The organism is Salmonella sp. GDC200615 (assembly GCF_050574145.1).
Taxonomy (GTDB): domain Bacteria; phylum Pseudomonadota; class Gammaproteobacteria; order Enterobacterales; family Enterobacteriaceae; genus Salmonella; species Salmonella enterica.
On sequence record NZ_CP192247.1, the window covers coordinates 4,534,775 to 4,560,697 of the forward strand.

General features: G+C 52.1%; 22 protein-coding genes and 3 pseudogenes. 17 read left to right on the forward strand and 8 right to left on the reverse strand.

Annotated elements, in window-relative coordinates; all coding sequences use genetic code 11:
* Positions 1-151 precede the first annotated feature (151 nt).
* The 3 genes from ACQ29O_RS22000 to ACQ29O_RS22010 are packed head-to-tail and all read left to right on the forward strand — an operon-like array spanning position 152 to position 2,969.
* Entirely contained in the window at positions 152-1,135 is a 984-nt protein-coding gene (locus ACQ29O_RS22000; RefSeq protein WP_000812822.1) for a TRAP transporter substrate-binding protein, read from the forward strand.
* An 18-nt stretch (positions 1,136-1,153) separates the two neighbouring features.
* The gene (locus tag ACQ29O_RS22005) at positions 1,154-1,669 is read left to right on the forward strand and encodes a TRAP transporter small permease (RefSeq protein ID WP_001091413.1); all 516 of its coding nucleotides are present in this window, start codon (positions 1,154-1,156) and stop codon (positions 1,667-1,669) included.
* The gene (locus ACQ29O_RS22010; protein WP_020937221.1) at positions 1,662-2,969 is read left to right on the forward strand and encodes a TRAP transporter large permease; all 1,308 of its coding nucleotides are present in this window, start codon (positions 1,662-1,664) and stop codon (positions 2,967-2,969) included. Before ACQ29O_RS22005 ends, ACQ29O_RS22010 begins: the two co-directional genes overlap by 8 nt.
* A gap of 157 nt (positions 2,970-3,126) precedes the next feature.
* Here the strand turns inward: ACQ29O_RS22010 and ACQ29O_RS22015 are convergent, their stop codons facing one another.
* Positions 3,127-3,810, reverse strand: coding sequence for an oligogalacturonate-specific porin KdgM family protein (locus ACQ29O_RS22015; RefSeq protein ID WP_000378721.1), 684 nt, complete (start codon positions 3,808-3,810; stop codon positions 3,127-3,129).
* A 618-nt stretch (positions 3,811-4,428) separates the two neighbouring features.
* Between ACQ29O_RS22015 and rhaT the strand changes: the two genes are divergently transcribed.
* A complete protein-coding gene (gene rhaT / locus ACQ29O_RS22020; RefSeq protein ID WP_000063533.1) occupies positions 4,429-5,463 on the forward strand; it encodes an L-rhamnose/proton symporter RhaT in 1,035 nt (344 codons plus the stop codon).
* Here rhaT and rhaR read toward each other — a convergent pair.
* Together rhaR and rhaS are read right to left on the reverse strand one after the other, a co-directional pair.
* On the reverse strand, positions 5,460-6,308 hold the full coding sequence (gene rhaR / locus ACQ29O_RS22025; RefSeq protein ID WP_020937222.1) for an HTH-type transcriptional activator RhaR: 849 nt from the start codon (positions 6,306-6,308) through the stop codon (positions 5,460-5,462). The two genes, rhaT and rhaR, sit on opposite strands and share 4 nt — an antisense overlap.
* A gap of 152 nt (positions 6,309-6,460) precedes the next feature.
* The gene (gene rhaS, locus ACQ29O_RS22030) at positions 6,461-7,297 is read right to left on the reverse strand and encodes an HTH-type transcriptional activator RhaS (protein ID WP_000217111.1); all 837 of its coding nucleotides are present in this window, start codon (positions 7,295-7,297) and stop codon (positions 6,461-6,463) included.
* A 287-nt stretch (positions 7,298-7,584) separates the two neighbouring features.
* Between rhaS and rhaB the strand changes: the two genes are divergently transcribed.
* The 5 genes and pseudogenes from rhaB (at position 7,585) to rhaM (ending at position 12,866) form a co-directional block, all read left to right on the forward strand.
* Complete coding sequence (rhaB, locus tag ACQ29O_RS22035) at positions 7,585-9,054, forward strand: rhamnulokinase (RefSeq protein ID WP_000143967.1); 1,470 nt, start codon at positions 7,585-7,587, stop codon at positions 9,052-9,054.
* A pseudogene (locus tag ACQ29O_RS22040) lies at positions 9,051-10,310 on the forward strand (L-rhamnose isomerase). Before rhaB ends, ACQ29O_RS22040 begins: the two are co-directional and overlap by 4 nt.
* 142 nt (positions 10,311-10,452) lie before the next feature.
* Positions 10,453-11,280 (forward strand): rhamnulose-1-phosphate aldolase, encoded by an 828-nt coding sequence (rhaD, locus tag ACQ29O_RS22045; RefSeq protein WP_001179690.1) that lies wholly within the window; start codon positions 10,453-10,455, stop codon positions 11,278-11,280.
* 126 nt (positions 11,281-11,406) lie between these two features.
* Complete coding sequence (gene fucO, locus ACQ29O_RS22050; protein ID WP_001747147.1) at positions 11,407-12,555, forward strand: lactaldehyde reductase; 1,149 nt, start codon at positions 11,407-11,409, stop codon at positions 12,553-12,555.
* Complete coding sequence (rhaM, locus tag ACQ29O_RS22055) at positions 12,552-12,866, forward strand: L-rhamnose mutarotase (RefSeq protein ID WP_000619470.1); 315 nt, start codon at positions 12,552-12,554, stop codon at positions 12,864-12,866. Before fucO ends, rhaM begins: the two co-directional genes overlap by 4 nt.
* Before the next feature lie 88 nt (positions 12,867-12,954).
* On the opposite strand, the gene ACQ29O_RS22060 is transcribed toward rhaM, so the two are convergent.
* Complete coding sequence (locus tag ACQ29O_RS22060; protein ID WP_001517951.1) at positions 12,955-13,503, reverse strand: helix-turn-helix domain-containing protein; 549 nt, start codon at positions 13,501-13,503, stop codon at positions 12,955-12,957.
* Positions 13,504-13,603: 100 nt separating this feature from the next.
* On the opposite strand from ACQ29O_RS22060, the gene ACQ29O_RS22065 reads away from it, so the two are divergent.
* Together ACQ29O_RS22065 and ACQ29O_RS22070 are read left to right on the forward strand one after the other, a co-directional pair.
* A complete protein-coding gene (locus ACQ29O_RS22065) occupies positions 13,604-14,263 on the forward strand; it encodes an AzlC family ABC transporter permease (protein ID WP_000683586.1) in 660 nt (219 codons plus the stop codon).
* Complete coding sequence (locus ACQ29O_RS22070) at positions 14,263-14,586, forward strand: AzlD domain-containing protein (RefSeq protein ID WP_000527677.1); 324 nt, start codon at positions 14,263-14,265, stop codon at positions 14,584-14,586. Before ACQ29O_RS22065 ends, ACQ29O_RS22070 begins: the two co-directional genes overlap by 1 nt.
* 355 nt (positions 14,587-14,941) lie before the next feature.
* Here the strand turns inward: ACQ29O_RS22070 and ACQ29O_RS22075 are convergent, their stop codons facing one another.
* Entirely contained in the window at positions 14,942-16,042 is a 1,101-nt protein-coding gene (locus tag ACQ29O_RS22075; RefSeq protein WP_000828038.1) for a YiiG family protein, read from the reverse strand.
* A gap of 182 nt (positions 16,043-16,224) precedes the next feature.
* On the opposite strand from ACQ29O_RS22075, the pseudogene ACQ29O_RS22080 reads away from it, so the two are divergent.
* Positions 16,225-17,245 (forward strand): annotated as a pseudogene (locus ACQ29O_RS22080) (YiiG family protein).
* A 267-nt stretch (positions 17,246-17,512) separates the two neighbouring features.
* Here ACQ29O_RS22080 and fdhD read toward each other — a convergent pair.
* Positions 17,513-18,349, reverse strand: a complete 837-nt coding sequence (fdhD, locus tag ACQ29O_RS22085; RefSeq protein WP_001059743.1) for a formate dehydrogenase accessory sulfurtransferase FdhD — start codon at positions 18,347-18,349, stop codon at positions 17,513-17,515.
* Between the two features lie 194 nt (positions 18,350-18,543).
* On the opposite strand from fdhD, the gene fdnG reads away from it, so the two are divergent.
* The 4 genes from fdnG to fdhE are packed head-to-tail and all read left to right on the forward strand — an operon-like array spanning position 18,544 to position 24,064.
* Positions 18,544-21,594 carry a formate dehydrogenase-N subunit alpha gene (gene fdnG / locus ACQ29O_RS22090; protein ID WP_077950080.1) on the forward strand — a complete coding sequence of 1,017 codons (3,051 nt, stop codon included), beginning with the start codon at positions 18,544-18,546 and terminating at the stop codon, positions 21,592-21,594.
* 12 nt (positions 21,595-21,606) lie between these two features.
* Positions 21,607-22,509, forward strand: coding sequence for a formate dehydrogenase subunit beta (gene fdxH, locus ACQ29O_RS22095; RefSeq protein ID WP_020937225.1), 903 nt, complete (start codon positions 21,607-21,609; stop codon positions 22,507-22,509).
* On the forward strand, positions 22,506-23,138 hold the full coding sequence (gene fdoI / locus ACQ29O_RS22100; RefSeq protein ID WP_020937226.1) for a formate dehydrogenase cytochrome b556 subunit: 633 nt from the start codon (positions 22,506-22,508) through the stop codon (positions 23,136-23,138). Before fdxH ends, fdoI begins: the two co-directional genes overlap by 4 nt.
* Positions 23,135-24,064, forward strand: coding sequence for a formate dehydrogenase accessory protein FdhE (fdhE, locus tag ACQ29O_RS22105; RefSeq protein WP_000027739.1), 930 nt, complete (start codon positions 23,135-23,137; stop codon positions 24,062-24,064). The genes fdoI and fdhE overlap by 4 nt, the downstream gene beginning before the upstream one ends.
* Positions 24,065-24,110: 46 nt before the next feature.
* Here the strand turns inward: fdhE and ACQ29O_RS22110 are convergent, their stop codons facing one another.
* Both ACQ29O_RS22110 and ACQ29O_RS22115 read right to left on the reverse strand, forming a co-directional pair.
* Positions 24,111-24,401: a helix-turn-helix domain-containing protein gene (locus tag ACQ29O_RS22110; protein ID WP_000362050.1), complete on the reverse strand. Its 291-nt coding sequence runs from the start codon at positions 24,399-24,401 to the stop codon at positions 24,111-24,113.
* Positions 24,402-24,713, reverse strand: a pseudogene (locus ACQ29O_RS22115) (type II toxin-antitoxin system RelE/ParE family toxin).
* A gap of 217 nt (positions 24,714-24,930) precedes the next feature.
* On the opposite strand from ACQ29O_RS22115, the gene ACQ29O_RS22120 reads away from it, so the two are divergent.
* Positions 24,931-25,860, forward strand: a complete 930-nt coding sequence (locus ACQ29O_RS22120) for an alpha/beta hydrolase (protein ID WP_000171444.1) — start codon at positions 24,931-24,933, stop codon at positions 25,858-25,860.
* The last annotated feature ends 63 nt before the right edge of the window (positions 25,861-25,923 follow it).

Below are 25,923 nucleotides of genomic sequence, written 5' to 3' on the forward strand. Positions count from 1 at the left end.
TTGATGAATTCCTGGAAATCATGAAATGTGAAACAGGGTTTCAAAATCTTTCTTTTGGTGCCAATTTTTGTCAGCGGTGGCAAAATCAAGAAGGTTATAATTTCACCATGCAATTACATTCCCGGTAAATTATTACAATTGCGAGGGAATTATGAAGCAACCTGGTTTTATACGTCTGGCAACGTTGGCCTTACTCTCCACACTCTCTTTCTTCTCCCACGGCGAAACCATTTTACGCCTGGCCTACGCTGAAAATAGCCAGCCGGTAAAAGATGCGTTGCACTTCCTGGGGCAGCAAGTTGAAGAGAAAACGGGCGGCGATATCAAAGTACAGTACTTCCCGGACGGACAGCTTGGCGGCGAGCGCGAACTGGTGGAGTTGACGCAGGTCGGCGTCGTCGACATCACTAAAGTGTCGTCCGGGCTGATGGAGAGTTTTTCGCCTGAGTACGGCGTGTTCTCACTTCCCTACCTGTTTGCCACCGTCGAGGAATACTACCGCGTAATGGATAACCCACAGGTGATGGAGCCTGTTTATCAGTCCACCGCCGCACAGGGGTTTGTCGGCGTAGGCTGGTATGATTCCGGCGCGCGTAATTTTTATATGAGCAAAGCGCCGGTTAAACGCATTGAGGATTTACGCGGGAAGAAGATCCGCGTCATGCAGAGTGAGACGGCGATCCAAACTCTCAAACTGCTGGGCGCTTCGCCCATCGCCATGAGCCAGGCGGAGGTCTATACCTCGTTACAACAAGGCATTCTCGACGGCGCGGAAAACAATGAGTTCGCTCTCACCATCGCCCGCCACGGCGAAGTCGCCCGTTATTACACCTACGATATGCACACCCGCATTCCCGATATCCTGCTAATGAGTACCCTCACGCTGGAAAAGCTGACGCCGGAACAGCAGCGCATCGTCGAAGCCGCCATCAAGGCGTCGATCGAATTTGAGAAAGCCGCATGGGATAAGGAAATAGAGAAAACCAGGCTGGCGGCGGTAAAAGATTTCAACGTTGAATTCTACGAGATCGACAAAAAACCCTTCCAGAAGGCAGTACAGCCTATTTACGACGGTCTGAAAAACAAACCACGGCTTTACGGGCTGTATCAACGTATCCAGACAGCAAAAAATTAATCTAATCAGGAAATTAAGATGAACACATTCAGAAAAGGACTTGATTTATTGCTGGGAGCTATCTGTTGCCTGGTGCTGGCGATAATGGTTGGCATCGCCTGCTGGCAGGTGGTGAGCCGCTACATTCTGGGCGTTCCCAGCACCCTTACCGAAGAGATGCTGCGATTTCTCCTGGTGTGGGTATCAATGCTGGGCATGGCTTTTGTCGCCGGTCAGAAACAGCATATCAGCCTGACTCTCTTACTGGATAAGGTGTCGCCGACGATTCGTGGCTGGTGGGATATTATTCTGCAGGTCATTTTTATCGCGTTTTCCATTTGGGTATTGATTATCGGCGGCTTAAAGATTTCTGCGATTTCTATGCTGCAAATCTCCCCTGCGCTGGGCATTCCGATGGGAAAAATTTATTACGCGCTCCCCTGCGCGGGCGTACTGATCATCCTCTATGGGCTGCTGAATATCGTTGACGCCCTGAAAGCTATCCATTCCGCCACGGATACCACTGAGCACACTCTGGAGAAATCACATGATTGACCCTATTTTTGCGTCCTGTACGCTAATTGCCGTCTTTGTTGTTTTACTGGCCATGGGCGCGCCTATTGGGATCTGCACCGTTATCGCCTCTTTCAGCACCATGATGCTGGTACTGCCTTTCGATATTTCGATGTTCGCCACCGCGCAAAAAATGTTCTCCAGCCTGGACAGTTTTGCCTTGCTGGCCGTGCCGTTCTTCGTTTTGTCCGGGGTGATCATGAATAGCGGGGGAATTGCCGCCCGGCTGGTCAATTTTGCCAAACTGTTTACTGGCAAACTGCCCGGCTCGCTCTCTTATACCAACATCGTCGGCAATATGATGTTCGGTGCAATTTCCGGATCGGCAATTGCCGCCTCAACCTCCATCGGCGGCGTGATGGTGCCGATGAGCGCGCGCGAAGGTTACGATCGCGGCTTTGCGGCCGCGGTGAATATCGCCTCCGCGCCGACGGGAATGTTAATTCCGCCCACCACGGCTTTTATCCTTTATGCGCTGGCAAGCGGGGGAACATCGATTGCCGCTCTGTTCGCCGGCGGTCTGGTCGCGGGAGTGCTGTGGGGCGTTGGCTGTATGCTGGTCACGCTGGTGGTCGCTAAGCGTCGAAATTATCGGGTTTTCTTCACCGTCCAAAAAGGCATGGCGCTAAAAGTTGCCGTTGAGGCCATTCCCAGCCTGCTGCTGATCGTGATTATCGTCGGCGGCATTGTGCAGGGGATTTTCACCGCCATTGAAGCCTCCGCGATTGCCGTGGTGTATACATTATTGTTGACGATGGTGTTTTACCGCACGCTGAAAATTAAGGATTTGCCTTCGATTTTGCTCCAGACAGTGGTAATGACCGGGGTCATCATGTTCCTGCTGGCAACCTCTTCGGCGATGTCCTTCTCGATGTCGATCACCAATATTCCTGAGGCGCTGAGCGATATGATCCTCGGTATTTCCGCCAATAAACTGGTTATCCTGTTAGTCATTACCGTCTTTTTGTTGATTATCGGCGCATTTATGGATATCGGTCCGGCCATTCTGATTTTTACCCCGATTCTGCTGCCGATCATGGCTAAACTGGGCGTCGATCCGGTGCATTTTGGCATTATCATGATCTATAACCTGGCGATTGGCACCATTACGCCGCCAGTTGGCAGTGGTTTATATGTCGGGGCGAGCGTCGGTAAGGTCAAAGTTGAGGAAGTGATTAAACCGTTGCTGCCTTTTTACGGCGCGATTATCGGCGTTCTGTTATTAATTACCTACATTCCGGAAATCACACTGTTCTTACCCCGTCTACTGGGCATCATGTAAGCGCATAGTTTCCTGCACATCTCGTTGCCGGATGGCGATTCGCGTCTTATCCGGCCAACGCACGATAATAATTATCCGCAGGTCATCACCAGGTAAAAAAAACCGGCTACCTATAAAGTAGCCGGAAAAGGGAATAAATAATAAACAGGGATAATGATTAGAATGTGTAGCCTATACCCACGCGGAAACGGGTTTGTCTTTCATCGCTGTTGCTATTGACGGAAACATTACCTACCTCAACGAATGGCGACCATTGATCAATAATATAGGCAGTTCTGAAGTTATATTCATAGTTATCTTTGCCGCCATCGTAAAGATCATATTTATCAGCTTTCTTATAAATTCCTTCGATTGTCCAGTCAAAGTTGTTCCATTTATAACCCGCCCAGACATCCATACGATTGATGGTATCATCATCACGGATATCAGAAGAACGGCGTACATATTCAAAACGATAGCGCGCACCAACCCACCAGCTTTCATTTAATGTCCACGTCGCGCGGAAGTAAGGCTTATAGGTAGAGTAACCGTTGCCTGTTTCCAGCACGAAACCCGGTTGCCAGGCGACATCACCGGTTTTAAATTGGTAGCTTATCGTATATTCGTTGCCCTGTGTTTCCAGGTCATTAAACGCTTTATTGGTGTCATCCCCGCCTGATTTTGAGATAGCTTCTATCGCAAAACCAACACCATTCGCAAACCGATGAGAAATATACGCACGGTCATAGTTAGCTTTACTATCATCAAGATATTCATGACGAACATCGACATATACTGCATGCGCATTTGTTACAACAAGAGGTAATAGTAAGAAAAGAGATTTTCTCATAACAGAATCCATTTAATTTAAAATTAAAACGTTGTTTCATGTCAGACCATTACAACCATAATACGCAATGTGAATGGCGACAATATAGACAAAGATCTTTAATTTAAAATTGGGATAATGTTCAAAAAGCAAAATAAAATAAATGAAATTCATATTCGTCATATAAAATAAAAATCAAAACTCCATCAACAACGCCAATATAGGGATTTCCTTATATTTATATTTCATTGATTCCTAACGTTAATTTCAATATATTTAAATTGTAAATACAAATAAAACAACTAAATAATTACTGTATAACTACCCTTTTATCAAACGGTAAGTCAGACTATTCCCATTATGTGATCTCACGCAGCGTTTTCTTTGCATTACTGCCAGCTAAGTCGTTTCGTGTCGTTATGATGAAGGTATTTTAGAAAAAAAATATTATCCACTGATTTAAATAACATCCAGACGGTCACGATGCGCTCCGACTTTTTTAAAACGTGAAGTTAATCACTTCATTAACGTGCTGATTGCCAGAATACACCCAACGGCGGCAATCGTTATAAGGTTACCAGGCTGCGTAATTTTTAAACTCATGCAAACGGAAGGGGTATCCCGTCCATAAAAAATAATGAGGAACATGTCATGAGTAACGCGATTACGATGGGTATTTTCTGGCATTTGATAGGGGCGGCCAGTGCAGCCTGCTTCTATGCCCCGTTCAAGCAAGTGAAACAGTGGTCATGGGAAACCATGTGGTCAGTGGGCGGCATCGTCTCATGGCTTATTCTGCCGTGGGCAATTAGCGCTCTGTTACTGCCTGATTTCTGGGCCTATTATGGGCAGTTTAACCTCTCCACCCTTTTACCGGTTTTTCTGTTCGGCGCCATGTGGGGCATCGGCAATATTAATTACGGTCTGACCATGCGTTATCTCGGGATGTCCATGGGTATCGGCATCGCTATCGGCATTACGCTTATCGTCGGCACGCTGATGACGCCTATCATCAACGGTAACTTCGATGTATTAATCCATACCGAAGGGGGACGCATGACGCTACTTGGCGTTTTTGTCGCGCTGATCGGCGTCGGGATTGTGACGCGCGCCGGACAGTTAAAAGAACGCAAAATGGGCATTAAAGCGGAGGAGTTCAATCTGAAGAAAGGGCTTCTGCTGGCAGTGATGTGCGGTATTTTCTCGGCGGGGATGTCTTTTGCCATGAACGCCGCGAAACCGATGCATGAAGCTGCTGCCGCGCTTGGCGTTGACCCGCTCTATGTCGCGCTGCCGAGTTACGTGGTGATTATGGGCGGCGGCGCGCTGGTTAACCTCGGTTTCTGTTTTATCCGCCTGGCAAAAGTACAAAATCTGTCGATAAAAGCCGACTTCTCGCTGGCAAGACCGTTGATTATCAGCAATATTCTGCTGTCCGCGCTTGGCGGTCTGATGTGGTATTTGCAGTTCTTTTTCTATGCCTGGGGTCACGCGCGCATTCCAGCGCAATATGACTACATGAGCTGGATGCTGCACATGAGCTTCTATGTGCTGTGCGGGGGGCTTGTCGGTCTGGTGCTAAAAGAGTGGAAAAATGCTGGCCGCCGTCCCGTTGCCGTATTAAGCCTCGGCTGCGTGGTAATTATTATCGCGGCGAATATTGTCGGTTTAGGCATGGCCAGTTAATCTCTTTGATTACTGAGATGGCGCCATTGGCTCGGCGTCATCCCGGTTTCCCGCGTGAACACCACTGAAAAATAATTACTATCTTCAAAACCGCACTGCATCGAAATCTCGCTAATCATCAGCGGGCTATGCTGAAGCAGATACTGCGCGTGGCAAATACGGACCTGGCGTAAATATTGATTAATCGTCATCCCGGTTTGGGCGCGAAACTGCTGCCGCAGCACCCGTTCGCTGCATTGTTCCTGCTGGCAAAACGCATCCAGCGCAAAGGGACACTCAAGGCTATTAGCCAAAGCGGTAATTAATTTATCCAACAGGGTTTCTCGGGAGGTTGCCGGAAGATCGTCGGTCGCGTAGCGATGCCGTTTTAACGTCATCACCAGTTGACCAAACAGCAATTCCGCCATCTCATTCGCCAGCGGATCGCGTCCATTACTCTCATGTTCAAGCTGGTCAATGACCTGCCGCGCCTGATTCATTCCCATACTGCCCAGCCGCCAGTGAGGATGCCACTGCGCTCCCTGAAAGCCGGGAATCATCGCCTGCCAGTTTACATTGAGTTTCAAACGCTCCGGGCAGTAAATGATATTTTGCAGCACCAGATCGTTAACGGAGGTATAGGAGTGTTTGTCTTCAGCACGAATGTAAAACAGATCGCCGCGGGTAATTCTGTATGGGCGCTCATTAAGAACGTGTAGGCCATTGCCCCGCCAGACCATCACCAGTTCACAAAACTCATGCGTATGTTCCGCAAAAACATCCTGTGGATAGCGATCGGCAACCGTAACGGCCTGCTGCTCATCAGTAAAAAAATCTTTTTTCAAAAGGATTAACTGATTTGCCACCGCAGCACCTCATGTTGAATGCTTGCCGGATGGCGCTACGCTTATTCTGTCTACCGCTCGCCGCCGTAGGCCAGGTAAGGCGCAGCCGCCATCCGGTATTAAAGGGTATAATTATCAGCATATTGGCGACGAAAACGTTGATAGCGTTCGCGTTACTGGATTATCGCATCGCGTCCCTGACGGATATCCCGCGGCGACCAGTTAAATTCTCGGCGAAACAGAGTCGAAAAGTGGTTACTGTCGCCAAAACCGCAGCGGTACGCGATTTCTGTCACGCTATGAGCGCTATGGCGCAATAAATGCCGGGCTTTGATCAAACGCAGGCGATTAAGGTAACGTTGCGGCGTCAGCCCGGTATGCTGTTTAAGCTGACGATGCAGCGTGCGTAGCGACAGCGAAAACTGTTCAGCTACCGCCTCCCAGCAGACCTCCTCCGCAAAATGGTCTTCCAGCCATGCCATCAGTTGGTTGAGTTTGGCGTCGTTATTGGTCGCGCCTTCCATCAGGCTACTGCGGCGTAACAACACCAGTAGTTGCATAAACAAAATTTCGCGATTCGCCACGGCAGGCGCATCCATGCCGTCTCCGGCGCGCTCCATCAGACCGACCAACTGGCGCACCTGCTGCAACACACTCTGATTCACCCGCCAGTGAGAAGGATAGTAACCATCCTGCTCCTGCGGCAGCAATTGATCCAACCCCGCCAGAAACTGGAAGGCGTCCGGTGAACGCCACAGTACATTCGTCAGGCATAGGTTGTCGGTATGTTCATATAAATGCCGGTCGTGATCGCGAACAAAACACACGGTACCGCCGCTGATGGTATACGGCTGCCCGTTGAATACATGAATGCCCGTACCGTGTTCCACAATCACGATTTCATGAAAATCATGATGATGTTCAGGGAAAGCGGCTTGCGGCAGACGAGGTTCAATCGCCACGGGCGCTTTACCTGATGGAAAAAAATCCACGCTATGCAGTACGGTCATGGTTGCTTCCTCCTGAATTCAACATGTCCGAATAGTAATTAAGGGTTATCGGCCTCACCTTAAATTTTTGACGCTAAAGCGCGCAAACATGGTCTTTTTTTCAAGAAAAGGCGGGAAAAAGCGGGAAATGCGGACGACATCACACCGGCCTATTAGTAGAAACTGTGAACGCTATCACGTTCATCTTTGCCTTGTTGCCAGCGGCTCATTTTCCTGTCAGTAACGAGAAGGTAGGTCTTTGAGGGCTTTTTTAGACTGTGCGCAATGACTCTAAGAAGGACCTGATTATGACTTTTCGCCATTGTGTCGCGGTTGATCTCGGCGCATCCAGCGGGCGCGTGATGCTGGCGCGTTACGACAGCAAACACCGTACCCTGACGCTACGTGAAATTCACCGTTTTGTGAACTGCCTACAAAAAACAGACGGGTTTGACACCTGGGACATCGACAGTCTGGAAAAGGATATCCGTCTTGGTCTGAAGAAAGTCTGCAATGAAGGCATTCTTATCGACAGCATCGGCATCGACACCTGGGGCGTCGATTATGTCCTGCTGGATAAACAAGGTCAGCGTGTCGGCCTGCCGGTCTCCTACCGCGATAACCGTACCACGGGCATCATGCCGCAAGCGCTGGTCCAGATCGGCAAAAGCGAAATCTATCGCCGCAGCGGGATTCAGTTTCTGCCGTTTAACACCATCTATCAGCTACGCGCGCTGACGAAACAACAGCCTGAGTTAACGGCGCAGGTCGCTCATGCGCTGCTGATGCCCGATTATTTCAGCTACCGCCTGACCGGTGAAATGAACTGGGAATACACCAACGCCACGACCACCCAGTTGGTCAATATCAATACCGATGACTGGGACGATACCCTGCTGGCGTGGACCGGCGCGAAAAAGAGCTGGTTCGGCCGCCCCTCGCACCCTGGCAATGTTATCGGCGACTGGATTTGCCCGCAGGGCAACCGTATTCCGGTGGTAGCCGTCGCCAGCCACGATACCGCCAGCGCCGTTATTGCCTCTCCGCTGGCAAATAAACATAGCGCTTACCTGTCTTCAGGCACCTGGTCATTGATGGGTTTTGAAAGCAAAATGCCCTACACCACTGATGAGGCGCTGGCCGCCAATATCACCAACGAAGGCGGCGCGGAAGGGCGTTATCGGGTACTGAAAAACATTATGGGTTTGTGGCTGCTCCAGCGTGTGCTGAAAGAACGGCGCATTACCGATCTGCCTGCGCTTATCGCCCAAACAGAAGCGCTGCCGGCCTGCCGTTTCCTGATTAACCCGAATGACGATCGCTTTATCAATCCTGACGATATGCGCGCTGAAATCCAGGCCGCCTGTCGCGAGACCGACCAGCCCGTTCCCGTCAGCGATGCCGAACTGGCGCGCTGCATTTTCGACAGTCTGGCGCTTTTGTATGCCGACATTCTGCACGAACTGGCAAATCTGCGTGGTGAAAAATTTACCCAACTGCATATTGTCGGCGGCGGATGCCAAAACTCGCTACTCAACCAGTTGTGCGCCGATGCATGTGGCATTCGCGTGATGGCCGGGCCGGTTGAAGCCTCCACCCTTGGCAATATTGGTATTCAGCTTATGACCCTCGACGAATTAAACAACGTCGATGACTTCCGTCAGGTCGTCAGCGCTAACTACGACCTGACAACCTATATCCCTAATCCTGATAGTGAAATTGCCCGCCACGTTGCGCAGTTTCAACCCAAACGACAGACAAAGGAGCTTTGCGCATGACCACTCAACTGGAACAAGCCTGGGAACTGGCAAAACAACGTTTCGCCGCAGTAGGTATTGATGTCGAGGAGGCGCTGCGCCAGCTCGATCGCCTGCCGGTTTCCATGCACTGCTGGCAGGGCGACGATGTTGCCGGATTCGAGAACCCGGAAGGTTCGCTGACGGGCGGAATTCAATCGACCGGCAACTATCCGGGCAAAGCGCGTAACGCCACCGAACTGCGCGCCGATCTGGAACAGGCGCTGCGTCTGATCCCAGGCCCAAAACGGCTGAACCTACACGCCATTTACCTTGAGTCGGATACGCCGGTTGCTCGCGACCAGATCAAACCGGAGCATTTTAAAAACTGGGTGGAGTGGGCGAAAGCGAACCGGCTGGGGCTGGATTTCAACCCCACCTGTTTTTCTCATCCACTGAGCGCTGACGGTTTTACCCTCTCTCATCCCGACGCGAAAATTCGCCAGTTCTAGATCGATCACTGCAAAGCCAGCCGCCGCGTCTCGGCATACTTTGGTGAGCAGCTCGGTACGCCGTCGGTGATGAACATCTGGATTCCGGACGGCATGAAAGACATTACCGTCGACCGTTTAGCCCCGCGCCAGCGCCTGTTGGAAGCGCTGGATGAGGTCATTAGCGAGAAATTCGACCCGGCGCACCACATCGACGCCGTTGAGAGCAAACTGTTTGGCATCGGCGCGGAAAGCTACACCGTCGGCTCCAATGAGTTCTACATGGGCTACGCCACCAGCCGTCAGACCGCGCTGTGCCTTGATGCGGGCCACTTCCATCCCACCGAAGTGATTTCCGACAAAATTTCCGCCGCCATGCTCTACGTGCCACGGCTGCTGCTGCACGTCAGCCGCCCGGTACGCTGGGATAGCGACCACGTGGTGCTCCTGGACGATGAAACCCAAGCAATTGCCAGCGAGATCGTCCGTCATAACCTGTTCGACCGTGTGCATATCGGCCTGGATTTCTTCGACGCCTCTATCAACCGTGTCGCCGCGTGGGTTATCGGTACCCGCAACATGAAAAAAGCGCTGCTGCGCGCTCTGCTGGAACCCACAGATCAACTGCGTCAGCTTGAGGCCAGCGGCGATTACACCGTGCGTCTGGCGCTGCTGGAAGAGCAAAAATCCCTGCCGTGGCAGGCCGTCTGGGAAATGTATTGCCAGCGTCACGACACGCCGACTGGCAGCCAGTGGCTGGACAGCGTTCGCACCTACGAAAAAGAGATCCTGAGCAAACGTAGCTGACAGCGACACCTGATCTGTAGGCCGGATAAGACGCCCGCGTCGCCATCCGGCAATAAATGAAACACGATTGCCGGATGGCGCTGCGCTTATCCGGCCTACGTAAGACCCGAATAACCTTCGGGCAATAAATGGGAACACGAACATGCAAAATATTACCGATTCCTGGTTTGTCCAGGGCATGATTAAAGCCACGTCTGATGCGTGGCTGAAAGGGTGGGACGAACGTAATGGCGGTAACCTGACGCTGCGTCTGGATGAAGCCGATATCGCGCCTTTTGCGACTAATTTCCACGAAAAACCACGCTATATCGCGCTAAGTCAACCCATGCCGCTGCTGGCGAATACGCCGTTTATCGTTACCGGTTCCGGCAAATTCTTCCGCAACGTGCAGCTCGATCCGGCAGCCAATTTAGGCGTGGTCAAAATCGACAGCGACGGCGCAGGCTACCACATTCTGTGGGGCTTAACCCACGACGCGGTACCCACCTCTGAACTCCCGGCGCATTTCCTTTCCCACTGCGAACGCATCAAAGCCACCCACGGCAAAGACCGCGTCATTATGCATTGCCATGCGACTAACCTGATCGCCCTCACCTACGTACTGGAAAACAACACTGCGCTGATCACCCGCAAACTGTGGGAAGGCAGCACCGAATGTCTGGTGGTATTCCCGGACGGTGTCGGCATTCTGCCGTGGATGGTGCCAGGCACCGATGAAATCGGCCAGGCCACCGCGCAAGAAATGCAGAAACATTCGCTGGTGCTGTGGCCGTTCCACGGCGTGTTCGGAAGCGGACCTACGCTGGATGAAACCTTCGGTTTGATAGATACCGCAGAGAAATCCGCTGAGGTATTAGTCAAAATCTATTCGATGGGCGGTATGAAGCAGACCATCACGCGCGAAGAACTGGTCGCACTCGGCAAACGTTTTGGCGTGACACCGCTGGCCAGCGCCGTAGCGCTGTACTGATACCTCCCAACTCAACGCCGGATGCGGCTTTGCCTTATCCGGCCTACAGGTCGGTGCGCATTTTACCGTAGGCCCGATAAGCGTAGCGCCATCGGGCAACAGGGAATTTTTTTAAGGAGAATAGTGATGAGCTTTATGTTGGCACTGCCAAAAATTAGCCTGCATGGCGCTGGAGCGATTGCCGATATGGTGAACCTCGTGGCGAATAAGCAATGGGGCAAAGCGCTGATCGTTACCGATGGTCAACTGGTAAAGCAGGGCCTGCTGGATAGCCTGTTTAGCGCACTGGATGAACATCAAATGTCTTACCACCTGTTTGATGAGGTGTTCCCAAATCCGACAGAAGAGCTGGTGCAGAAAGGTTTTGCGGCGTATCAGAGCGCAGAATGTGACTACATTATCGCCTTCGGCGGCGGCAGCCCGATCGATACCGCAAAAGCGGTGAAAATCCTCACCGCCAACCCAGGCCCATCTACCGCCTACTCCGGCGTCGGCAAAGTGAAAAACGCCGGCGTACCGCTGGTAGCGATTAATACTACGGCAGGTACCGCGGCAGAGATGACCAGCAACGCGGTGATTATCGACTCTTCCCGTAAGGTCAAAGAGGTAATCATCGACCCGAACATCATCCCGGATATCGCCGTGGATGACGCCAGCGTCATGCTGGAAATCCCGGCGTCTGTGACCGCCGCAACCGGCATGGATGCCCTGACCCATGCGGTGGAAGCCTATGTCTCCGTTGGCGCGCATCCGCTTACCGACGCTAACGCGCTGGAAGCGATTCGCTTAATCAATTTGTGGCTACCGAAAGCGGTTGACGATGGCCATAACCTCGAAGCCCGTGAGCAAATGGCATTCGGCCAGTACCTGGCGGGTATGGCGTTCAACAGCGCCGGTTTGGGGCTGGTTCACGCGCTGGCGCACCAGCCGGGCGCAACTCACAACCTGCCGCACGGAGTCTGCAACGCTATCCTGCTGCCAATTGTCGAGAGCTTTAACCGTCCGAACGCCGTCGCGCGTTTTGCCCGTATCGCACAGGCGATGGGCGTAGAGACGCGCGGTATGTCTGACGAAGCCGCAAGTCAGGAAGCGATTAACGCTATCCGTACGCTGAGCAAACGCGTCGGCATTCCAGAAGGTTTCAGCAAGCTGGGCGTCACAAAAGAAGATATCGAAGGCTGGCTGGATAAAGCCCTCGCCGACCCGTGCGCGCCGTGTAACCCGCGCACCGCCAGCCGCGATGAAGTTCGCGGGCTGTACCTGGAGGCGTTATGATCCGCAAAGCCTTTGTGATACAGGTAAATGCCGACGCGCACGAGGAGTATCAGCGTCGTCATAACCCAATCTGGCCGGAGCTGGAAGCCGTATTAAAATCTCACGGCGCGCATCACTACGCGATTTATCTCGATCAGGAGCGCAATCTGCTGTTCGCCACCGTTGAGATTGAATCCGAGGAGCGCTGGAACGCCGTTGCCAGCACCGACGTTTGCCAGCGTTGGTGGAAACATATGCGTGACGTTATGCCCGCGAATCCGGATAACAGCCCGGTCAGCGCAGAGCTAAAAGAGGTGTTCTATCTGCAGTAAGTCGTGTGCCCGGTGGCGCAAGCTTACCGGGCCTACGGTTTTATTTTTTGTAGGCCGGATAAGGCGGTTACGCCGCCATCCGGCAATTTCAATTCTGCTCCGCTACCAGGATAGCCTGAGTATCCGGTTCCAGCGCTTTAAAGATATGCGCCTGATCGCCGGGATAACAAATGTAATCGCCCTCCGCCAGCTCTTCCGGCGCCTCGGTTAAGCCGACGAGGGCTTTTCCCTGCGTAACAATAATATGTTCCACCGACCCCGGCGGATGCGGGTGAGAGATCCGGTCGGCCCCCGGCTGCGTCAACAGCAGATAGATATCACGCCGCGCGCCGGGCGGACATGCCGCCAGTAATATCGCCTGATAATGCGCCTGCTCCGCCACCACTTTGGTGCCTTCTCCGCGGCGAATCACCTGCGTTTTTTGTACCTGCGGCTCCAGCAGCCTGGCAAAGGGAATGTCGAGCGCGACGCATAGCGACCATAACGTCTCCAGGCTGGGGTTGCCGTTCCCTGCTTCCAGTTGTGAAAGCGTAGATTTAGCGATGCCTGCGCGCCGCGCAATCTCCGCCAGCGACAGTCCGGTTCGCTGGCGTTCGCGTACCAGACTTCTGGCAATGACGCTAATAGGTTGTGTCATAAAGCATCCAACGTTCACTATAACGAACGAAATGTTCGTCTTGTAAAGCAAATCTGTTCCGTTCATTATAATGAAAATTCGTTCGATATGACTAAAGAAGATGAAACACTATTTTTCCTGTCTCAAGGGAGACACGATAAAAGCGATATTTTTAGTGTGCCTGGCCGTGGGCGTCGTCGGCATGTCCTATGGCTCACTGGCGATGGCCTACGGTTTCCCACTGTGGGTGCCGTTTGTCCTCTCTATTTTTGTGCTGGCGGGCGCGTCCGAATTTATGTTTATCGGCATTGTTGCCAGCGGCGGCAATCCGTTAGCGGCGGCGGCGGCAGGACTGCTGGTGAATGCGCGCCACGTGCCGTTTGGCGTAACGGTGCGCGATTTGGTTGGCACCCGCGCCGCCAGCTTTTTCGGCTGCCATATTATGAATGATGAGAGCGTGGTGTTCGGCCTGTCGCAAAAAACACCCGAACAACGTAAAGCCGCCTACTGGCTATGCGGTCTGGGCGTCGCCCTATTCTGGCCGATTGGCACACTGATTGGCGCTGGTGTCGGCAAACTGCTTCCGGCCCCAGAAACCATCGGTCTGGATGCCGTATTCCCGGCAATCTTACTGGCGCTGGTGATCCCGGCGTTTAAAAACCGCACCACATTGATTCGTGGTTGCAGCGGCGCCGCGCTGTCGCTTGCCGCCGTTCCCTTTGTAGCTGCCGGATTGCCGGTGTTGCTTTCGCTGCTTGGCCTACTGGCGAGGAAAAAATAATGGGCAATATGACGCTATTTATTATCGGTATTGCTCTTTTGTCTGCGGGAACCTATTTGATGCGCCTCGGCGGCGCTAAACTTGGCAGCCGTCTGGCGCTGTCTGAGCGTTCACAGGCGCTGCTCTCGGATGCGGCAACGGTGCTACTATTCTCCGTCGCGCTGGCGACCACCTTTTACGAAGGCGAACATTTTGCCGGAATGGCGCGCGTTCTTGGGGTTGGCTTCGCCGTATTTTTAGCCTGGCGTAAAATGCCGCTTATTGTGGTGATTATCGCCGCTGCGGTGGTGACCGCGTTATTACGAATGGCGGGTATTAATTAACGTCTTACCGAACAGTTGGACGTGACACCCTATAAGTGATGAAGGCTGGGCCGCCCTATGCTGAAGTGGCTCAGAATTTTCGCATCAGACGGGATAAATGCTTTCCATATAAATGCCGATCCTCAATGACACTACCAGTACCTTCCAGCGTGACGTCAACATCTTGTGATAGCTTCAGATTACTGGTTTTTCTAATAGCTCTCTTTAGTTAATGTTTACGTCAGCTATTTTTACGGATATTGCCTGATGAAGAATACATGAACGAAAAAAGCGCCTGATCGGCGCTTTTTATTGGCGTTATAGCGTAATTTTATAGGCACTTGCGCCAGCCTGTGCGCAGTTAATGTGCCGTCACTCAACGCAGGCGGTTATAATCATCCACCATCTCGTTATAACTTCTCAACGACGCCGGATAAGAATCCGCAACCATCCATCCTGTTGCAGGGTCCTGCACCCGTTTCTTTTCAAAATCAGAATACTCAACATTGTCTCTGATGCGACGAATATATTTTTTAGCTTGTAGCTGATAATCAGCCGCAGAGCTGATGAAAGAAGAATTACGGCCATCAGTATTCACTTCTTTCAATTGTGCAATCATTGTTTCCAGTTCCGCGACTTTTTTCATCATCGCTTCGGCATCAAAGGTATCGGCAGAAATAACCTTGTTGATCTGCTTTGCCGAAATCATGACAGCCAGAGAATAATAGTTAAATGTTTTACCTTCCGCTTCTTCTATTCTCTTCAACTGTGTCAATTGCCGCCTGTCATTTATTTCCTGAATAGCCTCATGATATTTTTCCGAGACGGGTTTAAAATCCTCGATATTCTTCAGTAATGTCTGATGCAGCGCCTTACCTTTAGCAAAGGCATCATCTTTATAGTTTTCCTGGGTATAATATTTTTCCATTTCGTTAATGGTATTACCCAGCGCGGCGGCGCTATCAATATAGCTAACGGCAACGCCATCAATAGGCTCAAGTAATGGCGTTAAGGCGGCCACCTGTTTCATCTCTTTCTGGCAATTCGTTATGTAAGACTCCGTAATACCATAAATGCCATAAACCAGGCTCTCTTTCCCTGTCGGACCTTTTTTAAAGTCTTTCACCCAATCCGCGTAACGCGCCAGACTGTGCTGAACGGGCAATTGAAGTTTATTAAAACAATCGATATAGACATCCATTTTTTCACTATAAACTTCTTCAGCGTCAACCTCCGGCTGAGCTGGCGTTTCTGGCTTCGCCGCCGGGGGCTGAGTTGCCGTTTCTGGCTTCGCTGCTGAGGGCTGCGCTGGACTTTCGTCAGATTGCGTTTCCGGCGTCTGAGAAGGCGCTGGCGTCGCAGGCTGACTGCTGGCGGCCGGCGTCGCCTCGGTTTTAACATTATTGTCATCACATCCTGTTGCGCCCAGGGTCATTAGCGCAATGATTATCGCTGAGGATAATAAATTCCTTTTCATTTAATTGCCTTTTGTATATTTACGTTGGGGTTCTCTTATTTTAACGAACACATTGATATTGATAATGTTAATTATAATGAAATATGGATTAAGTATTTTTTGTGTTGAATAAATCACATACCTGTTTTTTTTCATTAAAATGAATCTGTAAATTTCAATGATATTATTTATAGGTTATTCTAATGAAAAAGGATTTGTTATCATCAATTATTATCGCTATGCTGATGACTGCCGGGCTAAGCGCTTGTGATGAAAAAAAAGCGGACGAACAACCTGTAGCTCAGAGTGCGGACTCATCAGCGAGCAATACACAATCCACATCAGCGGAAAGCGCAGATGCGAACGATGTTCTTAACCAAAAGCTAAATGTTTACATTGATTGTTATAATAATCTCCAGGCAGGTATTTACCGCGCTGTAAATCGTTATGCTAACACATTCGACGATTTCCGCACCGGTCCTACCGGTAAGGAAGACGATCCCTCTCCGCTGGTTCCTGTGTATCCTGCACTTATCCAGGACTGCCGGAAAGACATCAAGGCGGCGGCTGAATTAAAGCCGGCGTTTGCCTCTCTGGATAGTGCTGCTCTGGCATTTATTAATGCGGCTGGACTACTAGCTGAAACAATCAATAGTATGAATAAATACTATGATCAAGATAACTTCAAGGATGATGCCTTTGCTGGCGCTAAAGCGTTCCATAAAACGTTTATAAAACAGTTCGATGAGTTTGATCCCATTGCGCGCCGAGATTACCATTATGAGTGGGCAGCATGCGGCTAATGAAATTAAGGCGACCGAGAAGAAAGAAGGTAAATCCATTAAGTACTATACGCTTTTGACGATGCAGGAAGCCGAGACGCTTAATGACGCTGTAGCTGATGATTCTTTTGATGTGGCGGCAGTAAGCAAACAGCTCGCTGATTTTGAAGAGCATACTCAGAAGCTAAACGAGAAGATCAACGTTGATATAGATAAACATCGTAGCTTCCCTGGTTTTATTTCTGAGCTGGAAAAATTCCAGGGCAAGGTGAAAAAACGCATTCGGCGCGTGCGCGATAACGTGGCGTATACCTCGCATGAGCAGGACTACCTCAATAGCGGCAGCGGTGATATGGTAGATGGTTCTTATGAGGCTGTGGTTAAAGCTTATAACGAGCTCATCGATACCTATAATGGCTATCATCTTGAGCGTGAGTTCTAAGCTTTTCACGCTGCAAATCGCGTGCATATGACCGCTAAACTGAACAAATAAGTCGTTAGCGACTGTCGAAAGAGCGCCCCAGGGGCGCTTTTTTCGTTCGAAGTATTACCGGGTAGCAAGCGCCTCGTGAATGGCTGGAATAAGCTGCGGCCCAGCATAAAAACGATTAAAACCTGTATGGCCTCGCCACTATACGTGATTCCGTTATCAAGAGAGGCTGTAAAATTGAGAAAATATATATTTTACGCAAATGTAGAGGGTACTATTTTAGTCTGCGATTAACCGCTGCGGATGGGTATAAATCGTCGCCCGACCCGGCTTACAGAACCCCACCAGCGTAAGATTACACCGTTCAGCGACGTCAACCGCGAGCGTGGTAGCAGCAGAAACCGCAAACAAAATTTCCACACCGCACATCGCCGACTTCTGCACCATTTCGTAACTCGCACGACTGGAAACCAGCGCCGCGCCTTGCCGCCATTCCTCACCTTCCGTAGCGCGGCGGCCGAGCAGTTTATCCAGCGCAACGTGGCGTCCGACATCTTCATGGCCCCCCGCCAGTTCACCCGACGGCATGACCCACGCCGCAGCGTGCGTACAACCCGTCAGCTTACCCGTCGGTTGAAAATCATTCAGATGTTTTAACGCGCGATCAAGGTTACCGAGATTAAACGTTTGGCTAAACGGCAGCGGTTGCACCGGCTTACCGATGTCATTGAGCTGTTCCACGCCACACACGCCGCAACCGGTTCGTCCGGCCAGCGCGCGACGACGCGCTTTCAGCCCCATAAATCGACGGCTGGAAAGATCAATCTGCACTTCAAGTCCGTTACAGGACGGTACAACGTCCATGCCATAGATTTCACGCGGGCTGTCAATGATCCCTTCCGACAGAGAAAACCCCATTGCGAAATGCGTCAGATCTTTCGGAGAGGCCATCATAACAACATGCGAAATGCCGTTATACACCAGTGCCACAGGCACTTCCTCGGCAACATCATCAAGTTGGGGGGACTGCAAATCCTCGCGTTTCCAGAGAGTCAACTGGCGTGAGGTTGTGAAATCAGTCACATTTAGGACTTCTTCAGACAGTATATTGTTCACTTTCTTTTAACCATATAAGAACACACACACCAACATTATGGTATTCTGTTACAACTCCTCCCGGATGGAGGAAAATTTATCCAATTCTGAACCTTTGCGGGCCCGTCCGCAAAGAAAAATAACAACCACTCCCTGAGCGTTTCAGATAGAGAAATGTGAAAGAGAAGTGACAATGTCGAAACAAGGAGCAAACCATGCAGGTCAGCAGAAGGCAGTTCTTTAAGATCTGCGCTGGCGGTATGGCAGGCACCACGGCGGCGGCACTGGGCTTCGCGCCCGGCGTAGCGCTAGCGGAAACACGGCAATATAAACTGCTGCGCACCCGCGAAACCCGTAACACCTGCACCTACTGTTCCGTTGGCTGCGGGCTGTTGATGTACAGCCTCGGCGACGGTGCGAAAAACGCCAAAGCATCTATTTTCCATATCGAAGGGGACCCGGATCATCCGGTAAGCCGTGGCGCGCTGTGCCCGAAAGGGGCCGGTCTGGTGGACTTTATCCACTCTGAAAGCCGCCTGAAATTCCCGCAATACCGCGCGCCGGGTTCAGATAAGTGGCAACAGATCAGTTGGGAAGAAGCGTTTGACCGCATCGCTAAACTGATGAAGGAAGATCGCGACGCCAACTATCAGGCGCAGAACGCCGAAGGCGTTACCGTTAACCGCTGGCTCACCATCGGGATGCTGTGCGCTTCCGCATCCAGTAACGAGACGGGTTATTTAACGCAAAAATTCTCCCGCGCGCTGGGTATGCTCGCGGTCGACAACCAGGCGCGTGTCTGACACGGACCAACGGTAGCAAGTCTTGCACCAACATTTGGTCGCGGTGCGATGACCAACCACTGGGTCGACATCAAGAACGCTAACCTCGTCGTGGTGATGGGCGGTAACGCCGCAGAAGCTCACCCGGTCGGGTTCCGCTGGGCGATGGAAGCCAAAATTCACAACGGCGCGAAGCTGATTGTGATCGATCCGCGCTTCACGCGTACCGCGTCGGTGGCCGATTTCTATGCGCCAATACGCTCTGGTACTGACATTGCCTTCTTGTCAGGCGTGATGCTGTATCTGCTGACCAACGAAAAATACAACCGTGAATACACCGAGGCCTATACCAATGCCAGCCTGATCGTGCGTGAAGATTTTGGCTTCGATGATGGTCTGTTCACCGGCTATGACGCAGACAAGCGGCAGTACGATAAAACCAGTTGGCACTATGAGCTGGACGAAAACGGTTTTGCCAAACGCGATACGACACTGCAACACCCGCGCTGTGTCTGGAATCTGTTGAAACAGCATGTCTCGCGCTATACGCCGGACGTGGTAGAAAATATCTGCGGTACGCCGAAAGCGGACTTCCTGAAAGTGTGCGAGTACATTGCAGAAACCAGCGCAAAAGATAAAACCGCGTCGTTCCTGTACGCGCTGGGCTGGACGCAGCATTCCATCGGCGCGCAGAACATCCGTACTATGGCAATGATCCAGCTTCTGCTCGGTAACATGGGGATGGCCGGCGGCGGCGTTAACGCCCTGCGCGGTCACTCCAATATTCAGGGACTGACCAACTTAGGACTGCTGTCGCAAAGTCTACCGGGCTACCTGACGCTGCCGAGCGAAAAACAGACCGACCTGCAAACCTATCTGGCTGCCAATACGCCGAAGCCATTGTTGAAGGATCAGGTCAACTACTGGGGCAACTATCCGAAATTCTTCGTCTCGATGATGAAGGCCTTCTTTGGTGATAAAGCGACAGCGGAAAATAGCTGGGGCTTTGACTGGCTACCGAAGTGGGACAAAGGGTACGATGTACTGCAGTACTTCGAGATGATGAAACAGGGCAAGGTCAACGGCTATATCTGCCAGGGCTTTAACCCGGTGGCCTCATTCCCGAACAAAAACAAAGTGGTCGCGTCGCTTTCCAAACTGAAGTACCTGGTGACTATCGATCCGCTCAACACCGAAACGTCCACCTTCTGGCAAAACCACGGTGAGTCGAACGACGTTGATCCCGCAAAAATCCAGACCGAAGTGTTCCGTCTGCCTTCCACCTGTTTTGCCGAGGAAAATGGTTCCATCGTTAACTCCGGTCGCTGGTTACAGTGGCACTGGAAGGGCGCGGACGCCCCGGGAATTGCCATGACCGACGGCGAAATCCTCGCCGGTATCTTCTTACGCCTGCGTAAGATGTACTCTGAACAGGGCGGCGCCAACCCGGAACAGGTGCTGAATATGACCTGGAACTACACCAAACCATACGAACCCGCCTCTGAAGAAGTGGCGATGGAAAGTAACGGTAAAGCGCTGGCCGATCTTATCGACCCGGCAACCGGCGCGGTGGTGGTGAAGAAAGGTCAACAGCTCAGTTCGTTCGCGCAACTGCGCGATGACGGTACGACGTCCAGCGGCTGCTGGATTTTCGCCGGTAGCTGGACGCCGGAAGGCAACATGATGGCGCGTCGTGATAATGCCGACCCGTCTGGTCTCGGCAACACGCTGGGCTGGGCATGGGCATGGCCGCTTAACCGCCGCATCCTCTATAACCGCGCCTCCGCCGATCCGCAGGGTAATCCCTGGGACCCGAAACGTCAGCTACTGAAATGGGAAGGCGGCAAATGGGCCGGATGGGATATTCCGGACTACAGCGCCGCCGCGCCCGGCAGTGACGTCGGACCGTTTATCATGCAGCCGGAAGGGATGGGTCGCCTGTTTGCTATCGATAAGATGGCGGAAGGGCCGTTCCCGGAACACTACGAGCCGTTTGAAACGCCGCTGGGCACTAACCCGCTGCACCCGAACGTTATCTCTAACCCTGCCGCCCGTATCTTTAAAGACGATGCCGACGCGCTGGGTAAAGCGGATAAGTTCCCGTATGTCGGAACCACTTACCGTCTGACCGAGCACTTCCACTACTGGACCAAGCACGCGTTGCTTAACGCTATCGCCCAGCCGGAACAGTTTGTGGAAATTGGCGAGAAGCTGGCGAATAAGCTCGGCATCGCGCATGGCGATACCGTGAAGGTCTCCTCGAACCGCGGCTATATCAAAGCCAAAGCAGTGGTGACCAAGCGTATTCGCACGCTGAAAGCGGACGGCAAGGATATCGATACCATCGGTATTCCTATTCACTGGGGCTACGAAGGCGTGGCAAAAAAAGGCTTTATCGCCAATACGTTAACGCCTTTCGTCGGCGATGCGAACACGCAAACGCCGGAGTTTAAATCCTTCCTTGTGAACGTGGAAAAGGTGTAACGGAGACGACCTATGGCTTATCAATCGCAAGACATCATTCGTCGTTCCGCCACTAACGGTTTCACCCCCGCGCCCCAGGCGCGGGACCACCAGGAAGAGGTGGCGAAACTCATCGACGTCACCACCTGTATCGGCTGTAAAGCGTGTCAGGTGGCGTGCTCCGAGTGGAACGACATCCGTGATGAAGTGGGCAATAACGTCGGGGTGTATGACAACCCGGCGGACTTAACTGCGAAATCCTGGACGGTGATGCGCTTCTCGGAAGTGGAACAGAACGACAAACTGGAGTGGCTGATCCGTAAGGATGGCTGTATGCACTGCGCCGATCCCGGCTGCCTGAAGGCCTGTCCGGCGGAAGGGGCGATCATTCAGTACGCTAACGGTATTGTCGACTTCCAGTCCGAGCAGTGTATCGGCTGCGGCTACTGTATCGCTAGCTGCCCGTTCAACGTGCCGCGCCTCAACCCGGAAGACAACCGCGTCTATAAATGTACGCTGTGCGTTGACCGTGTGGTGGTCGGCCAGGAACCGGCCTGCGTGAAGACCTGTCCAACCGGCGCCATTCATTTTGGCTCGAAAGAGGATATGAAAACGCTGGCGGGCGAGCGGGTGGCGGAACTAAAAACCCGTGGTTATGACAACGCGGGTCTGTACGATCCGGCGGGCGTAGGCGGTACGCATGTCATGTACGTGCTGCATCATGCCGACAAGCCGAATCTGTATCACGGTCTGCCGGAGAACCCGGAAATCAGCGAAACCGTTAAGTTCTGGAAAGGCGTCTGGAAACCGCTCGCCGCGTTCGGTTTTGCCGCGACCTTTGCCGCCAGCGTCTTCCACTATGTCGGCGTCGGCCCGAACCGTGCGGAAGAGGAAGATGACAACCTGCATGAAGAGAAAGACGAGGTGCGCAAATGAAACGACGTGACACCATCGTGCGCTATACGGCGCCGGAACGCATCAACCACTGGATCGTCGCCTTCTGCTTCGTGCTGGCGGCGGTGAGCGGGCTGGGCTTTTTATTCCCATCCTTCAACTGGTTGATGCATATCCTGGGCACCCCACAACTGGCGCGAATTCTGCACCCGTTTGTGGGCGTGGTTATGTTTGCCTCGTTCATCATCATGTTTTTCCGTTATTGGCACCACAATCTAATCAATCGGGATGATATCTTTTGGGCGAAGAATATTCGTAAGATCGTCGTCAACGAGGAAGTGGGTGACACCGGGCGTTATAACTTCGGCCAGAAATGCGTATTCTGGGCGGCGATTATCTTCCTAGTGCTGCTGGTGAGCGGGGTAATTATCTGGCGTCCGTACTTTGCGCCTGCTTTCTCAATCCCGGTGATCCGATTCGCGTTAATGTTGCATTCTTTTGCCGCAGTAGCGTTAATTGTGGTTATCATGGTGCATATCTACGCCGCCCTTTGGGTGAAAGGCACCATTACCGCGATGGTGGAAGGCTGGGTAACCCGGTCGTGGGCGAAGAAACATCACCCACGCTGGTACCGAGAAGTCCGCAAGACAACGGAAAAAGAAACTGAATGAGTATTCGCATAATCCCGCAAGATGAGCTGGGGTCGAGCGAGAAACGTACGGCGGATATGATTCCGCCGTTATTGTTCCCCCGACTCAAAAACGTCTACAACCGCCGCGCCGAACGTCTGCGCGAGCTGGCTGAAAATAACCCGCTGGGCGATTACCTGCGCTTTGTCGCGCTTATCGCGCACGCACAGGAAGTGGTGCTGTACGATCATCCGCTGCGGATGGACCTCACCGCGCGCATTAAAGACGCGAACGATCAGGGCAAACCGCCGCTGGATATTCACGTTCTGCCGCGCGACAAGCACTGGCATACGCTGCTGCACTCGATGATTGCTGAACTGAAGCCGGAAATGAGCGGCCCGGCGCTGGCGGTTATCGAAAACCTGGAGAAAGCCTCCGAGCAGGAGCTGGAGCAGATGGCCAGCGCGCTGTTTGCCTCGGATTTTGCCTCCGTCAGCAGCGATAAAGCCCCGTTTATCTGGGCCGCGCTCTCCCTTTACTGGGCGCAAATGGCCAGCTTGATTCCAGGCAAAGCCCGCGCGGAATACGGTGAAGCGCGCCAGTATTGCCCGGTGTGCGGTTCGATGCCGGTCTCCAGCATGGTGCAGATCGGCACCACGCAGGGGCTGCGTTATCTGCACTGTAACCTGTGCGAAACCGAATGGCATGTCGTGCGCGTAAAATGCAGTAACTGCGAACAGAGCCGCGACTTACACTACTGGTCGCTGGAAAATGAGCAGGCTGCGGTGAAAGCCGAAAGCTGCGGCGATTGCGGGACTTACCTGAAGATTCTCTATCAGGAAAAAGACCCGAAAGTGGAAGCCGTGGCCGACGACCTCGCCTCGCTGGTGCTGGACGCGCGCATGGAGCAGGAAGGGTTCGCCCGCAGTTCCATCAACCCGTTCCTGTTCCCGGGGGAAGGGGAATAAGTTCTCTGGTATACCAGCTAGCAATCTACGTTAGCCGGATCATTGCTCAATAACGCAATGCTTGTATAACGTTTCTCGGGTCGTTGGCAATGGCGCGAAGTAACGCTTTGGCTGGCCCTGTCGGTGAACGTCTTCCTTGCTCCCAGTTGCGCAGCGTATCCACGTTGACCGAAATCAGTTCTGCAAACTTAGATTGCGACAACCCAGATGCCTGCCGTATTTCTTTAATCTTCATTGCATCAATATGAAAGGTACGAGAAGGCTCACGGGTCCCTTCAATGATTTCATTCATTTGAGACATACTTTGAGTTAATCGCTCAAATAACACTTTATCCATCTACCACCTCTCATTCAGCATACGAAGCACCGCTTTTTCCTGCGGCGTGAGATCATCTTTAATGCCTTTTTGATAAATCAGAAGCAAGCGAATCTCATACCGTTGACTACGGTGAAAATAGATAATTCGCACGCCACTACGCTTTCCTTTGCCTCGCGCTCCCCAGCGCATTTTTCTCAGGCCGCCCGTTTACTGAATGACATCACCACAATCTGGATGCTGAGCCATAAAAACCTGAAGCTTATGGTATTCATCCTCATCGAGCAGTTTTTTAACATCTTCAGTAAAGAGTTCCGTTTCTATAAATTGCATATTCCATACGCCATTGGCTTATAGTAGTGAAAATAATCTATACGTCAATGGCGTATAGCATCATCATTTCACAGTACAAAAATTAAAAACCCAGCGCCAACCGCATTCCATTTTTTGCGAACCTCTATCCAGAATCATCATCCCCTCGTTTCACCACTTTCCATCCCCAACGAACCAGGTTATAAACTGTACATACATACAGTCAAAGGAGCGTTATATGACACTGGAAAAAGGAATTGCCGAACTGGTCGCTGGGTTTATCGCCGCGGGACGCCCCTCTTCTCGCGAACAGAATATTGATGACCGGAGGGCGGGCTACATCGCCAGCACGACGCTGGCAGGAGAAACAGAAACCCGCGTCCAGGTTGAAGATATTGAACTCGATGCCATGACGTTTCGCGTGGTTTCGCCGCTCAATGCCACAGGGAAATTACCCTGCATCATTTATTATCATGGTGGCTGCTTTGTCAGCGGCGGTTTTGCCACTCACGATAACCAGTTAAGGCAGTTAGCTTTTTACAGCCGTTGTCGCGTGATTGCGGCACAGTACCGACTTGCACCAGAGCACACCTTCCCGGCCGCACATAACGATGCCGAAACCGGAGCTAATACTATCTGGAAATATGCCCAGAAACTGGGGATAGATCGCGAGAACATTACGCTTGCCGGTGACAGCGCGGGTGGGCATCTGGCGCTGGTCACCGCGCTACGCCTGAAAGCCGCCCGTCAATGGCAACCTGCACAGCTGATTCTGATCTACCCCATGCTGGACGCAACCGCCAGGTTTGCGAGCTACACCTGTAATGGGCTGGATTACATTATCACGCGTGACACGCTGCTTTCAGGCTACGAGATGTATATGCCGCGAACCGATCCACTGCATCCTGAAGCCAGTCCGCTCTGGCGTGAGGACTTCGCCGGACTGCCATCCACGCACATCATTACTGCCGAATTCGACCCACTGCGCGATGAGGGCGAGGCCCTGTATCAACGGTTCCAGGAACAGGGTGTGGAATGCACTTGCCAGCGCTATCTCGGTGTCATCCATGGCTTTTTCCAGCTAGGAGGCGTGAGCCAGGCGGCACGAAGCGCCATGCGAGATGTGGCCTGGCGTGTTGTAAGTCCATCAACAGGCAAAATGACCTAAAATTCAATTTTGTTTTCAACTTGAAAACTGGATAACGTTGCGCTAAATTGTTTTCAGGTTGAA